This is a genomic window from Actinomyces urogenitalis DSM 15434, from assembly GCF_000159035.1.
GTDB classification, from domain to species: Bacteria; Actinomycetota; Actinomycetes; order Actinomycetales; family Actinomycetaceae; genus Actinomyces; species Actinomyces urogenitalis.
The window spans coordinates 441,003-453,797 of record NZ_DS999574.1; the positions used below are offsets into that span (position 1 = coordinate 441,003).

General features: G+C 70.6%; 11 protein-coding genes and 1 tRNA gene. 3 read left to right on the forward strand and 9 right to left on the reverse strand.

What is annotated here, in order from left to right:
• A partial coding sequence (locus HMPREF0058_RS11630; RefSeq protein WP_050765655.1) for a uroporphyrinogen decarboxylase family protein occupies window positions 1-929 on the reverse strand: 929 nt, incomplete at its 3' end.
• A 186-nt stretch (window positions 930-1,115) separates the two neighbouring features.
• Between HMPREF0058_RS11630 and HMPREF0058_RS01890 the strand changes: the two genes are divergently transcribed.
• The 3 genes from HMPREF0058_RS01890 to hemQ are packed head-to-tail and all read left to right on the forward strand — an operon-like array spanning window position 1,116 to window position 4,768.
• Window positions 1,116-2,588 (forward strand): glutamyl-tRNA reductase, encoded by a 1,473-nt coding sequence (locus HMPREF0058_RS01890; protein WP_081449135.1) that lies wholly within the window; start codon window positions 1,116-1,118, stop codon window positions 2,586-2,588.
• A complete protein-coding gene (locus HMPREF0058_RS01895; RefSeq protein ID WP_006547968.1) occupies window positions 2,581-3,933 on the forward strand; it encodes a ferrochelatase in 1,353 nt (450 codons plus the stop codon). Before HMPREF0058_RS01890 ends, HMPREF0058_RS01895 begins: the two co-directional genes overlap by 8 nt.
• A gap of 58 nt (window positions 3,934-3,991) precedes the next feature.
• Window positions 3,992-4,768 (forward strand): hydrogen peroxide-dependent heme synthase, encoded by a 777-nt coding sequence (hemQ, locus tag HMPREF0058_RS01900; RefSeq protein WP_006547969.1) that lies wholly within the window; start codon window positions 3,992-3,994, stop codon window positions 4,766-4,768.
• Between the two features lie 124 nt (window positions 4,769-4,892).
• On the opposite strand, the gene HMPREF0058_RS01905 is transcribed toward hemQ, so the two are convergent.
• From HMPREF0058_RS01905 to HMPREF0058_RS01940, 8 genes are all read right to left on the reverse strand, one after another.
• Window positions 4,893-5,426, reverse strand: a complete 534-nt coding sequence (locus HMPREF0058_RS01905) for a NifU family protein (RefSeq protein ID WP_006547970.1) — start codon at window positions 5,424-5,426, stop codon at window positions 4,893-4,895.
• 45 nt (window positions 5,427-5,471) lie between these two features.
• Window positions 5,472-7,613 carry a ferrous iron transporter B gene (gene feoB / locus HMPREF0058_RS01910; RefSeq protein WP_006547971.1) on the reverse strand — a complete coding sequence of 714 codons (2,142 nt, stop codon included), beginning with the start codon at window positions 7,611-7,613 and terminating at the stop codon, window positions 5,472-5,474.
• Entirely contained in the window at window positions 7,610-7,867 is a 258-nt protein-coding gene (locus HMPREF0058_RS01915; protein ID WP_006547972.1) for a FeoA family protein, read from the reverse strand. Before HMPREF0058_RS01915 ends, feoB begins: the two co-directional genes overlap by 4 nt.
• Window positions 7,868-8,012: 145 nt before the next feature.
• Window positions 8,013-8,507, reverse strand: a complete 495-nt coding sequence (locus tag HMPREF0058_RS01920; RefSeq protein WP_006547973.1) for an NUDIX hydrolase — start codon at window positions 8,505-8,507, stop codon at window positions 8,013-8,015.
• A gap of 28 nt (window positions 8,508-8,535) precedes the next feature.
• Window positions 8,536-9,306: a type 1 glutamine amidotransferase gene (locus HMPREF0058_RS01925; protein ID WP_006547974.1), complete on the reverse strand. Its 771-nt coding sequence runs from the start codon at window positions 9,304-9,306 to the stop codon at window positions 8,536-8,538.
• The gene (locus tag HMPREF0058_RS01930) at window positions 9,303-10,670 is read right to left on the reverse strand and encodes a Mur ligase family protein (protein ID WP_006547975.1); all 1,368 of its coding nucleotides are present in this window, start codon (window positions 10,668-10,670) and stop codon (window positions 9,303-9,305) included. The genes HMPREF0058_RS01925 and HMPREF0058_RS01930 overlap by 4 nt, the downstream gene beginning before the upstream one ends.
• 97 nt (window positions 10,671-10,767) lie before the next feature.
• On the reverse strand, window positions 10,768-12,348 hold the full coding sequence (locus HMPREF0058_RS01935; protein ID WP_006547976.1) for a diacylglycerol/lipid kinase family protein: 1,581 nt from the start codon (window positions 12,346-12,348) through the stop codon (window positions 10,768-10,770).
• Window positions 12,349-12,605: 257 nt separating this feature from the next.
• A tRNA-Pro gene (locus HMPREF0058_RS01940) sits at window positions 12,606-12,679 on the reverse strand.
• Window positions 12,680-12,795 lie beyond the last annotated feature (116 nt).

Below are 12,795 nucleotides of genomic sequence, written 5' to 3' on the forward strand. Positions count from 1 at the left end.
GCCCGGCGCATCTCAGTCAGGATCCGCGCGGTGCCGGTGCCGAAGTGGATAAGCGGCACGCTGGAGCCGGTGGCGGAGGAGACGGCCTGGCCGGCGCGCTCCAGCGCCTGCGCCGAGTAGGGGGCGACGGCGCGGCGGTAGTCCGCGGGTGCCAAGGAGCCGGCCCAGGAGTCGAAGAGCTGGGCGGCTGAGGCGCCGGCCTCGACCTGGGTCGCGATGAACTGGCCGGTGACCTCGGCGCACCAGGTCATGAGGGCGTGCCACGCCTCGGGGTCAGCGTGCATGAGCGTGCGGGCCGCCAGATGGTCACGCGAGGGGCGCCCCTCCACCAGGTAGGCGGCCAGGGTGAAGGGGGCCCCACCGAAGCCGATGACCGGGGTCCAGCCGCTCTTGCCACGCGAGTGGGCGAGTCCCGCCACTTCTCGCTCGCTCAGCCGCCGACCGCGGGGGCTGAGCGGCTGGGCGGGGCCAGCCTGCTCGGGCGTGCCCAGCTCGGCGACGACGGCGCGCACGCCCTGGGACACCGCGTCCACCCCGGCTGCGTGCTCATCCTCGCCGTAGTGGTGCGAGACGAGCTCCTCCACGTCCTGGCGCGTGCGCACGGGCCGGTCGATGACGGGCCCCACGCCCGGCTCGATCCGTACCCCGACCCCGGCCAGGCGCAGCGGCACCATGATGTCGGAGAAGAAGACCGCTGCGTCTACGCCGTGACGGCGTACCGGCTGCAGGGTCGCCTCGGCTGCGAGCTCGGGGCGCAGACAGACCTCCAGCATCTCCAGGCCGACCTCGGCGCGCATCGCGCGGTACTCGGGCAGTGAGCGGCCTGCCTGACGCATGAACCACACCGGTGTGCGCCCTGGCTGGTAGCCGCCCAGCGCCTGCAGGAGGGAGGGAGCCGGGCCGTGGGAATTGTGTGCAGAGGTACTCACGGAATAGTCCTTAAAACGACGGAAGATGACTTCGCGTGATATTCCGGGAGGAAAACCATCGACGTGTCCAATCTAGGCTGATGTCATCTAAGAGACGGAGAAAAACGGCGTCATCTGAGGGAAAACGTGGATGCTGACGCCGTGTGGGTCACGGAAAATGACGCCTTGTCCGCATATTTCCTGGTGATGTCTGCTCCCATTGTGCCTGTTCTTTGTCCAGATGCTTCAATACACCCTGCTGTGCTTCATCTTCTGTCTGCTGATCATCGAACCCACGGGCTTGACCTCGTCGCCCGACTGGGTGGCGTTGTGGCGCACCTGGGTCCAGACCTTCAGGCCGCTGTGCCTGGGGTCGAGGGCGTCGTCGTCCTGGGAACCTGCAACCGCCTGGCCATCCTGCTGGACGCGCCCGCGCCTTCCCAGGCCATGGGCCACGAGGCAGATGACTGGCTGAGCGCCGTCGTCGCCTCCTTCCTGGCCGAGCGTGCCGGGCTGGACGCTCTCACGCTGCGCTCGTGGCACGGCGTGGACGCCGTCGCCCAGCTCTTTGCCACCGCCGCAGGCCTGGAGTCCATGGTGGTCGGTGAGCGCGAGATCGCCGGCCAGCTGCGCCGCGCCATGATCCTGGCCCATGAGGACGGCACGCTCACCGGGCCGCTGGCTCGCGCCGTCGAGCACGCCTCCACCACCTCCCGGCGCCTGGCCTGCTCCACTGGGCTGAGCGGCAATGGCCGCAGCGTCGTTGCCGTCGGCCTGGACCTGGCGGCACGCCAGCTCCCGGCCCTGGAGGGGGCCCGGGTCCTGCTGGTGGGCACCGGGGCCTACGCTGGGGCCACCGTCACCGCGCTGCGTGAGCGAGGCGTGTCCGACCTGGAGGTCTACTCCCGCTCCGACCGCGCCCGCGCCTTTGCTGACGGTCACCACCTGCGTGTCGTCACTGAGGAGACACTGCCAGCCGCCCTGGAGCTGGCCGATCTCGTGGTCACCTGCCGTGGGCTCGGCGCCCCGGTGCTCACCCGTGAGCTGGTCGAGCCGGCTGCCCGGCTGCGTCAGCCCACCGAACCGGCCCTTCTGGACCGCCACGAGGACCCTCGCTCGCCTGCCGAGCCGCCTGAGCGTCCGCTCGTCATCCTTGACCTGGCGCTCACGCGTGACGTCGAGGAAGCGGTGGGCAGCCTGCCGGGTGTGCTGCTCATCGACCTCCCCAGCGTCCAGCGGGCCGTGCCCGAGGCCGAGGCCGCGCAGGTGGAGGCCGCCCGTGCGATCGTGGAGGAGGAGGTGGCCGCCTTCACCCGCCTGGCTGGTGGGCGCCGCATGGACCCGGTCATCACCGAGCTGCGCACGCATGTGGAGGAGATGGTTGAGCGCGAGGTCGCTCGCCTGCGCGTGCGTGACGGCATGGTTGAGGCCGACGACGCCGCACGCGCGCTGCGTCGCCTGGCCGCCCGGCTGCTCCACCACCCCAGCGTCGCCGCCCGGCAGGCTGGCGAGGCGGGCCGGGATGAGGAGTACCTGGCGGCGTTGCCGATGCTGCTGGGCCCCGAGGTCACCAGCGCCCTGCTCGCCGGCACCCAGGCCCCGGCCACCTGCCCGGTCCACGTCACCGAGGGTGCCTCTGCCTGGCACCACCCCACCCAGATGGAGAGGTCCTATGCCTGAGTCGACCGCCCCCACCCACACCGCCGCGAGCGCAGGACGGCAGGCGAGCGCGCCGGCGTCGCCCGACCCGCTGGCTCCCTACGACGCGGTCCTCATCCTGTCCTACGGCGGCCCCATGGGCCCCGACGACGTCCTGCCCTTCATGCGCAACGCCACGGCCGGACGCGGCGTGCCTGACTCCCGCCTCCTGGAGGTCTCCGGGCACTACGGGCGCTTCGAGGGCGTCTCGCCGATCAACGCGCGCAACGCCGAGATGCTGGAGGCCCTGCGTGCTGAGCTCGCCCGGCGCGGCTCGCGCGTGCCTGTGGCCATCGGCAACCGCAACTGGCATCCCTTCGTCTCCGAGGCCATGCGCTCGCTGGCCGACGCCGGTGCACGCCACGTGCTGACGATGACCACCTCCGCCTACGGCTCCTACTCCGGCTGCCGCCAGTACCGCGAGGACACGGCCGCTGCGCTCGCCCTCCTGGCCGCAGGAGCCGACGGCGAGACCGGCCAGGGCTGGGAGGTTGACGCCGCTGCTCGGGTTGGTGGAGCCGGAGGCGCGCCGGTTGAGCTCGCGGTGGACAAGACCCGTCCCTTCTACAACACCCCCGGCATGCTGGAGGCTAACGTCGACGCGATCGTTGACGCCTACCGCCAGCTTGAGGACCGGGGGGTAGACGCCGCAGGGGTCCGTCTCGTGCTGGTCACCCACTCGGTGCCGCTCGGCATGGAGGAGGACTCCAGCCCGCATGCCGCGGAGCGGGCAGCGGGCGTGAGCCCAGCCGTGGCTGAGCCGGGCGTGGCGCCGGACCTGTCCACCGAGATCTCCTACGTCGAGCAGCACCGGCGCCTTGCCGAGGTTCTCCTGCCGCAGGTGCGAGAGCGCCTAGGAATGGCAGAGGACCCGCAGACGGACCTGGTCTACTGCTCGCGCTCGGGCCCGCCCCAGGCCCGCTGGCTGGAGCCGGATGTCAACGACCACCTGGAGGCCCTGGCAGCCGGGCGCCTGACCGACGGGACAGCGGTGGCGGTGCCCGCGGGCGTCGTCGTCGCGCCGATTGGCTTCGTGGCGGACCACATGGAGGTCGTCTTCGACCTGGACACCGAGGCCCGCGAGACCGCCGAGCGCCTCCATCTGCCCTACGTCCGGGCGGCGACCGCGGGCACGCACCCGGCCTTCATCTCCTCGCTGGCCGATATCCTTGTGGAGCGGGCCGCCGTCGCCCGTGGTGAGGAGGTAGAGCCGGACTCGACCACCGGCACCGGGCCCTTCCACACTGTCTGCCCGGACGTCTGCTGCCGCCCCGGGGTGCGGCGTCGTCCCCACGCCCGCCCCGGAGGCCCGCACGGGCAGGACTGAGCCCGCCACCGTCCACCCAGACCAACCACCAGCCCCACCACCAACGAGGGAGTCCACCATGACTGACCAGACCACCCCGGCCGCGACCGCCGGAGGCTCCGAGTCCCACGGCCACTACCAGCACGACCCGCGCGACGCCCGGCACATCGACGTCGACGAGGTCAACAATAAGAACCACTACGCCCTCTACGCGGTCTTCCGCCTCACCCAGCCGCTGCCGCCGCTGGAGGACACGCGTCGCCGCCTGGTCGGGGAGTCGCAGTACTACGTCGACCAGTCCGAGGTGACCACCCGCGGCTGGTACGACGTCTCCGGCTTCCGCTCTGACGCCGACCTGCTCGTGTGGTGGCTCGACGACGACCCCGAGAAGCTGCAGGACGCCAACCACCGCCTGCGCGCCAGCGCGCTGGGGCGCTACCTGGAGCCCGTGTGGTCCTGCATGGGCCTGCACACCCCTGCCGAGTTCAACCGCATGCACATCCCCGCCTGCTTCGGTGGCGTGGTGCCGCGTGACTGGCTCATGGTCTACCCCTTCGTGCGGTCCTACGACTGGTATCTCCTGCCGGCTGAGGAGCGGGCACGGATCATGAAGGACCACGGGCGCAACGGCTTCTCCAAGTACCCCGACGTCAAGGGCTCCACCCTGTCCACGATGGGCCTGAGCGACTACGAGTGGATCCTCGGCTTCGAGGCGGACACCCTCGACCGCCTGGAGGGTGTCATCCACCACCAGCGCTACACCGAGGCGCGCCTGCACGTGCGCGAGGACACGCCCTTCTACACCGGCGTGCGCGTGAGCCCGGCCGAGTGGGCCGAGCGTCAGCCTCGCTCCTGAGCCCCAGGCTCACCCTCCCAGCGGGACGGCCCCGGCCTCACGCGGACGACCAGGAACCCTGGTACGACCTTGTCCGTGTGGTGCAGGGGCCGTCCTGTGTTCTGAGGTGCTATCGCGGCTGGGGTCAGCACGCCTCGCGCACGCTCACCAGCCACGGGCAGCGGCGGCGCAGCAGGTGCTCGAAGCGTGCGTGCATGGTGACGACGGCGGCCGGGCAGTCCTGGCACGCGCCCTCCAGCGCGACCTTGACGACGCCGTCCGCGACGCGCTGGACCGTGAAGCTGCCACCGTGGGCACGTGCGATCTGGCCGACCGGTCCCTCCGCGATCTCTCGGGCGGCTGCCTCCAGCACCTCGTCCGGTCCGACCCCGACGGCGCCGGGCGCAGCCTCCCACGAGCCGGGGATCCCCAGCGCGTCAACGAGCGCCGACCGTACAGCCGACCCTGCCTCGCTCCAGATGCGCCCAGGGGCTAGGAGAGTGAGCACCGCGCCGGGCACCACCTCGAGGCCGGCCAGGACGCCGTCGTCGAGCAGCGCCTGGAGCATGCGCGGGGCGCGGGCCACCGACCCGGTGAAGGGGAGCAGACCGTCAGGCACCACCCAGCGCAGGACCGCAGGGTCCGGCGTCGTCACCGGGTGGGTAGGGACCACGGGCACGGCTAGCTGCTCCTTGCTGCGTGACGGTGACTGCGGGAACCGGCGTCACATGAGCGCGGCGACGAGGGCGTGCACTAGCGCCCCGGCTACCCAAGCAAGTGCGAACAGGTAGCCGTAGGCGATCGCCGCCCACTTCCAGGTTCCTGTCTCACGCCGGATCGTGCCCGCCGTGGCCATGCACTGCATGGCGAAGACGAAGAAGGCAAGGATCGCGGCGATCGTGGCGGGGTTGAAGACCTGCTCGCCAGCCGAGTTGGTGAGCGTGTCCCGCTGGTAGGTCATGGCCTCAAGCTGCGCGGTAGGCGCCTCTGGGTCCGAGGCCGCACCGATCTGACCGAGCGTGGCCACGAAGGTCTCGCGCGCCGCCAGCGAGGAGAGCACAGCGACGTTGACTCGCCACTCAAAACCCAGCGGCTCGAAGACCGGCTCCACGAAGCGGCCGACGGCGGCGCCCCAGGAGTGGTCCATGACGTAGCTGGTGCGCTGGGCGTCGTAGAGCGTGGACAGCTCCTCAGCGTCCGTGACTACCTCGCCGTCCTCACCCACCACCGTGGAGGAGGCCGGGGACTCCACCGCCTGGGCCACCGCAGAGCACTCGGCGGAGGCAGTGCAGTAGGAGTCGAACTCGGCCTCCGAGCGCAGCGGAACGTTGAGCAGCACCCAGATGATGATGGTGGCCGTCAGGATGATCGTTCCCGCCTTCTTGACAAAGCCCTTGGCCGCGTCCCAGACCATGACGCCGACCGTCCGGGCGCGCGGGAGGCGGTAGGGAGGCATCTCCATGTAGAAGGGCAGCAGTACCCCGCCGCGGTCGGTGAGCTTCTTGACCACCCAGGCCGCCGTCATCGCGGCCACCGCCCCGGCCAGGTAGAGGATGAACATGATCGTCCCGCGTGCCCCGAAGGGACCGATGCGGTCCTCGGGACCCACGAGCAGGGAGATCATGATGATGTAGACCGGCAGCCGCGCCGAGCAGGTCATCATCGGGGCGGCCAGCATCGTGGCCAGGCGGTCCTTGGCGCTGGGCAGGGTACGTGTGGCCATGACACCGGGAATTGCGCAGGCGAAGGAGGACAGCAGTGCTACGAAGGCGCGTCCCTCCAGCCCTGCCGAGGCCATGACCCGGTCCATGAGGAAGGCGGCTCGTGCCATGTACCCCACGCCCTCCATGAGGGCGATGAGGGTGAACATGATGACGATCTGCGGGATGAAGGTGAGGACCCCGCCCACGCCGCCGATGATGCCGTCTCCCAGCAGCCCGGCCAGTATCGGTGCCGGGGCGTCGAGCCAGGTGTGGACCTGCGTCCCCAGCCAGCCGAAGCTGGACTCGATCGCGTCCTGGAAGGGGGCGGCCCAGGTGAAGATCGCCTGGAAGAAGAGGTACATGACCGTGAGGAACACGAGCGTGCCCCACACCGGGTGCAGCAGGACCCGGTCGACCGCCGCGGTGCGTCGGTCCTCGCTGGGTGGGATGTAGTCAGCCGCCTCCAGCACGGACTCGCTCCAGCTCAGCCGCTCTGCCCCGCTGGTCGGCGGGGCGAAGGGCACGCGCTCCCAGCTGCGCCACGAACCGATCGCCTCGCGCAGCTGGGCGATGCCCACTGAGCGGTTGCCGATGACGCGCACGGCAGGCACGCCGATGGCGCGGCCAAGCGCCTCGACGTCGAGGCGCCCGCCGCGGCGGGTCAGCTCGTCGGTCATGGTGACGGCCAGGCAGGTGGGCAGGCCGAGGGCGAGGGCCTGGGCAGCCAACCCCAGGGAGCGGGACAGGGTGGTGGCGTCGATGACGACGACGAGCGCGTCCGGTGCCTCCTGCTTGCCCAGGTGACCGGTGAGCACGTCGAGCACGACCTGCTCGTCTGGGCTGATGGGCTCCAGGGAGTAGGCGCCGGGCAGGTCCTCGATCGTCACCGGGACCCGACGCGGAGCCTCTTCACCCGTCATCCCGGCCTCGCGGGCGGTGAGCTGGCAGGTACCGACGGCGCGGGCCACCGTGACGCCGGGGTAGTTGCCGGTCTTGGCGCGCAGGCCCGTCAGGGCGTTGTAGATGGAGGTCTTGCCGGCGTTGGGTGAGCCGGTCAGGGCGATGCGGTCCGCGCCGGTGTGGACGTGGTCCGAGGCGGCCCCGCAGTGGCAGGTGGCGCCGTCGTCGTGACAGGAGGTGGTCGAGGCAGCCGGGGCACTCATGCGAGCACCTCCACCATGACCAGAGCGGCCTCGCGACGGCGCAGGCTGAGGCAGTAGTCGGCGACCGTGTAGGTGGTGGGGTCCCCGAGCGGAGCCCGGCGGCCCACGAGGACCTCGCGGCCGGGTTCCAGGCCGAGGTCAACCAGTCGCCGGGCGAGCTGGGAACCTCGCTCCTCGGTGACGGCGGTGACGCGGCCTCGCTGGCCGCGTCGCAGGAGCGACAGGGGCGTCGGCTCCGTGGTGGTGGTGCTCATCTCAGGGTCCTTCTGTCGGGACGTGGGCTACGGTACCCCCGCGTCGCCGACCAAGGTTAGCCTTATAACACTCGTCCATAAAGGACAAGAGTCCTCTGGAGAGGGTGCTGAGAGCGGGTTCACGCACACCGGCGCGGCACGGGCCTCACAGGTGGAAATGCGCGCCGGCTGCCGGGTTGGCCAGCCAGGCCTGCGCGGCCGCGATCCGACGCCGTGCGGAGTCCGCGATCGGCTCGGGCAGGCAGCCAGGGTCAAACCAGCCCACCGCCGTCGACTCCTCGTCCCCCACGCGGCTGGCCGCGGCGCCAGCGGCATCGACCCGCGCGACGAAGTCGATCGACATGAACACGCAGCGGTCGCCGTTGGGGAACTGAGAGGGCTTCTCCGCCTCAACGGCGATGACGCCCAGGATCTCGGGGACGACGCCGGTCTCCTCCTCACACTCGCGCAAGGCGGCGACGGCCGGCTGCTCGCCGGGTTCGGGGATGCCGGAGACCACGGCCCACAGCCCCGTGTCCGAGCGCCTGCCCAGCAGGACGCGTCCTTCCGGGTCGGTGACGACCACGCTCACGCCGGGCAGCCACAACTGGTCGTGCCCGATCTTGGCACGCAGGGACACGATGAAGTCCGGAGTTGGCACGAGATCCTCCCGTTCGTGGCCTCTTGACTCAGCGTGGTCGGGACGCAGCGACCCTGCGGGCCTGCGCTGCCCACGCCTCGACCGGGTCGTTGAAGGGCCCGGGCTCCCAGGTCCCTCCGGCGTGCTCGACGGCGCGCGCCAGCAGCCAGTCGGCCACCGCCGGGTTCTTGGGAAGCAAGGAGCCGTGCAGGTAGGTACCGATGACGTGGTGGATGCGCCCGCCCTCCAGGCCGTCAGAGCCGTTGTTGCCGTCACCGCTGCGCACCGTGCCGAAGGGGCGTGCCGCCGGGCCCAGCGTGGTGAGCCCCGAGTGGTTCTCGTAGCCGACCACCGTCCCGAACTCCTCGGTGTCCAGGGTGATGTTGCCGATGAGGCGCTTGGGGCCGGCGACCGTCTGCGCGTCCAGGATCGACACCCCTGGGATCTCGGTGCCCGAGGAGGTGACGAAGCGGTGTCCGAAGAGCTGGTAGAGGCCGCAGATGACGAGCATCGGGACGCCGTCGGTGGCCCAGGCGCGCAGCTCGCCGGCGCGCTGGGCGAGGTCGTCCTTGATCCGGGCCTGGCCTGAGTCCTGCCCGCCGCCTCCGACCACGAGGTGGACGTCCTCGGGCAGCTCGTCGCCGGGGTCATAGGTCAGCAGCTCGACGTCGTAGCCCTGCCACTGCGCGCGGCGGGCCAGGACGAGCGTGTTCCCCCAGTCGCCGTAGATATTCATGTCGTGGGGGTAGAGCTGGAGCAGGCGGATGTGTCCGCGTGCGGCGGAGTCGGTGGTGTGGCGGTAGATGATAGGGGGCGTCACTTCATGACCTCCTCGACCTCGGTCAGCTCGCCCAGGTGGTGGCGCAGAGCCAGCATCGCGGTGTAGCTGGTGAAGATACGCATCCGGCGCCCGTCGCGACGTGAGGCAGCGCGCAGCACCTCAAGCGCCTTGGCCAGGTCCGGTTCCACCGCACCCACCGGCACCTCGTCATAGCGCAGGCGCAGCGCCATGTCCCAGGCGCGCACGCCGGTGACGACGGCGACCCCCTCCTCACGCAGGCCGGCGAACTCCACGTCCCACAGCCAGGACATGTCCCGGCCGTCGGCGTACTCGTCGTTGATCGCGACCATGAGGGTCTCGGGGCCCGTCTCGGCCTCGGCCTGTGCGGCGGTGAGCAGTCCCATGCGGAAGCCGGCGGGGTTCTTCACCAGGGACAGCTCGACCTCGCGCCCGTCCAGCTCCACCACCTCGCCACGCCCGAAGGCGGGCTCGACGCGGCTGAGCTCGTCCAGGACGGAGGAGACATCTGCCTTGGGGCCGAGGATCTCCAGGGTGAGGGCCAGGGCGGCGCAGGCATTGAGCTGGTTGTGCACGCCGCGGATCGTCATCGAGACCCGGCGCCGCACGCCCCGTACCTGGAGCGTGACCTCCTGCCCGTGCAGCTTCTCCAGCAGGACGGTGGGGTGTGATGGGCTCATCGGCCCTGGGACGGCCTCACCCGGTCGCGCGGCGGTCGGCTGGCTCGTGCGCGCGGTGTGGAGCTCGTCGTCGGACAGGAAGACCGAGCGCAGCGCGGGGCCGATGCCGAAGGAGGCGGTGCGGGCCGAGAGCGTGTCAAGGAAGTCGGGGGAGACCAGACGGGGGTCGTCCTGGTTGACGACAACCACCCCGGTGGTGGCCTGAGCGACCTGGTGGAGGAGGGAGGCGGTGTAGTCGACCTCCCCGAAGCGGTCGAGCTGGTCGCGCATGACGTTGAGCAGGAGCGTGGCCTGGGGGCGTACGTGCTGGATGAAGCGCACCGCGTGGGCCTCGTCGAGCTCGAGGACGGCGATATCAGCGTCCACGCGCCCGCGCCAGTCGACCTCGGTGAGCAGGGAGGCGAGCACGCCACGGATGAAGTTGGAGCCGGTCCTGTTGGTCAGGACCTTCAGACCCTGAGACTGTAGGAGCTGGACGATCATCTTCGTCGTCGTCGTCTTGCCGTTGGTCCCCGAGACCACGACGACGCCGCGAGGCAGCTGGGCCAGCATCCGGCCCAGGAAGGCAGGGTCGGTGCGCTCGACGACCAGGCCCGGCAGTGCCGTCCCTCCTGAGCCACCGCCGCGCAGACGGGCGGCCAGGCGTGCGCCACGCCCCAGGGCGATCGTGGCGCTCGAACGCAGTGTCGTGGCCAGGTTGGTCATCGATTCAGGCTCCTGCAGGCAGAGGGGTGGCAGCCCGGTCAGTGTAGGTCCTTGGTCGCGTCACCGGAGGGGATTGCGCCGGCCGGCGTCCAGGGCGTCAGGGGACGACGACGTGTAGGGCCCCCGCCTCGACCTCCACCTCCAGGCGCCTGGTGCTCCCGGCGGTGTCGCCGTCGAGCTCGAAGGGGATCTCCCGCTCGGCCTCGATGAGGATGTGGTGTCCGCTGGTGGTTGGGAAGCCGGACATGTCCCGGCCGGTGAGGACCTGGGCGCCGAGCTTGGCCCAGTCAGTGGCCTTGTCCGGGCTGGCGATGAGCAGGTCGACCTGGGCGTCGGTGGGGGAGGCGTCGTGGAAGAGCGTCATGCCGCCGGTGATCGTGCCGACGTTGCCGAGCAGGGCCATGACGGCCTGGTGCTCGACCGGCTCGGCGTCGTCCACGGTGACCGTGATGGTGAAGGGATCGGGCACGGCGTTCTGCACGGCGGCCACGGCGTAGGCGCCGGAGCGGATGACCTTCTTGAGATCGTCGCTCGTGTCCTCCATGATCTGGGCGTCCAGGCCCATGCCCGCCATGACGACGAAGCGCTCCTGGCCGGCGTCGCTGACGGCGTGGACGACGTCGATCGCCTGGCTGCGGCCGTTGAGCGCCAGGCGCAGTGCGGCGTCGGTGTCCAGCGGGACTCCAAGGTTGCGGGCGAGCAGGTTGCCGGTGCCAGAGGGCAGGAGCGCCATGGGCGTGTCGGTTCCGGCAAGCTCGGAGGAGACGGCGCGTACGGTGCCGTCCCCGCCGGCCACCATGACGAGGTCCACCCCGGCCTCCAGCGCTCGGCGTGCGGCCTCGTGCCCAGGGTCCTCCGGCGTCGTCTCCAGCCAGGTCGTGGGGTGCCAGCCGGCGGCCAAGACCTCGGCCTCGACCCGGCGTCGTAGCAAGGACAGGTCATCGAACTTGGTGGGGTTGAGGATGACGGCTGCCCGCTTGTCCGCGCTGCCCTCGGGCAGGCCCAGGTGGGCCCAGCCGGACAGGATCGTGGTCATGCCGCCGATCGTCAGTGCCAGGTTGGCTACCGCCACACCCAGCAGGACGGCGCCGACGGCGTCGGAGATGTGGATCAGGGCCATCGTCCACTGGGCCACGGCGGTGAGGACGACGGCGGCCACACCCACGCCGGCCCAGCGGGCGACGATCGAGGTGGAGCGGCGGTGGGCGCGGGTCAGGGTGACCAGTACCCACGCCAGGATCGTCATGGCCGTGACGTGGCTGGCCGGGTAGGCCCCGCCAAAGTGGGAGATGGAGTCCGCGAAGGCGGTGTGGGGGCGCGGCCGGTCGATCATGAAGGCCAGGACCGCCTGGGCGGGCAGTCCGGCGGCGGCTACGGCCAGCGCCAGGGACAGGCGGCGCATGCGGGCCTTGTAGGAGAAGACTGCGACCGCGGCGATGAGGATGAGGGTGAAGACCGGGTGGGTGAGCAGGGAGAAGGCTTCGGCCACCTGCCCGCGGACCGATCGCGGGGGCAGGAAGGGCGGGCGCAGGAGCCGGTCGAGCCAGGTCAGGCGCCCGGAGAGGGTGAGCCAGGTCCACAGGGCGAACAAGATCGTGGAACCGAGGGTGAGGCTGATCTCGGGGGAAGTCCAGAGGCGACGTGCCAAGGAGCCCCTGGGTGTCGGCGTCGTACTCATCAGGCAATAAGTCTAACGGGAGGAACCGCCCGGGCTGGCTCCCGGCGAGCCGCGGCGCTTACCGCCTACCTCCGTCGGTTGAGGTGGGGAACAGTCGGTTTGGTTGTGGCGGGGATGGGGTTCGACTGTTGAGGGCCTAAAGCGATGGATTTGGGGGGCAAGCGGGGGCAGCCAGGCGGGTGCGGACGGCTGCAGGCCCCAGGCGACGGAAAAACTTAAGCCCGGAACCTCAACGTGTTGAGATTCCGGGCTTCTCGTCGGGGTGGCGGGATTTGAACCCACGACCTCTTCGTCCCGAACGAAGCGCGCTACCAAACTGCGCCACACCCCGTGTGCAGCGGAAACTATATCGACCCCAGAGCCGGCATGGGAAATCAAGGCACTGAGGGGTGGGTCACCTCGCGGTGGCCGACGGCGATGCTGCGCGGCCCCGAGCGCGCACCCGCG

Bases quoted from the DNA above. Each gene is read 5' to 3' on its own strand.
- HMPREF0058_RS01935 (WP_006547976.1), bottom strand. From the start codon at position 12,348: ATGAGTACGACGCCGACACCCAGGGGCTCCTTGGCACGTCGCCTCTGG.
- HMPREF0058_RS01930 (WP_006547975.1), bottom strand. From the start codon at position 10,670: ATGACCAACCTGGCCACGACACTGCGTTCGAGCGCCACGATCGCCCTG.
- hemQ (WP_006547969.1), top strand. From the start codon at position 3,992: ATGACTGACCAGACCACCCCGGCCGCGACCGCCGGAGGCTCCGAGTCC.
- HMPREF0058_RS01915 (WP_006547972.1), bottom strand. From the start codon at position 7,867: ATGAGCACCACCACCACGGAGCCGACGCCCCTGTCGCTCCTGCGACGC.
- feoB (WP_006547971.1), bottom strand. From the start codon at position 7,613: ATGAGTGCCCCGGCTGCCTCGACCACCTCCTGTCACGACGACGGCGCC.
- HMPREF0058_RS01895 (WP_006547968.1), top strand. From the start codon at position 2,581: ATGCCTGAGTCGACCGCCCCCACCCACACCGCCGCGAGCGCAGGACGG.
- HMPREF0058_RS01890 (WP_081449135.1), top strand. From the start codon at position 1,116: ATGTCTGCTCCCATTGTGCCTGTTCTTTGTCCAGATGCTTCAATACAC.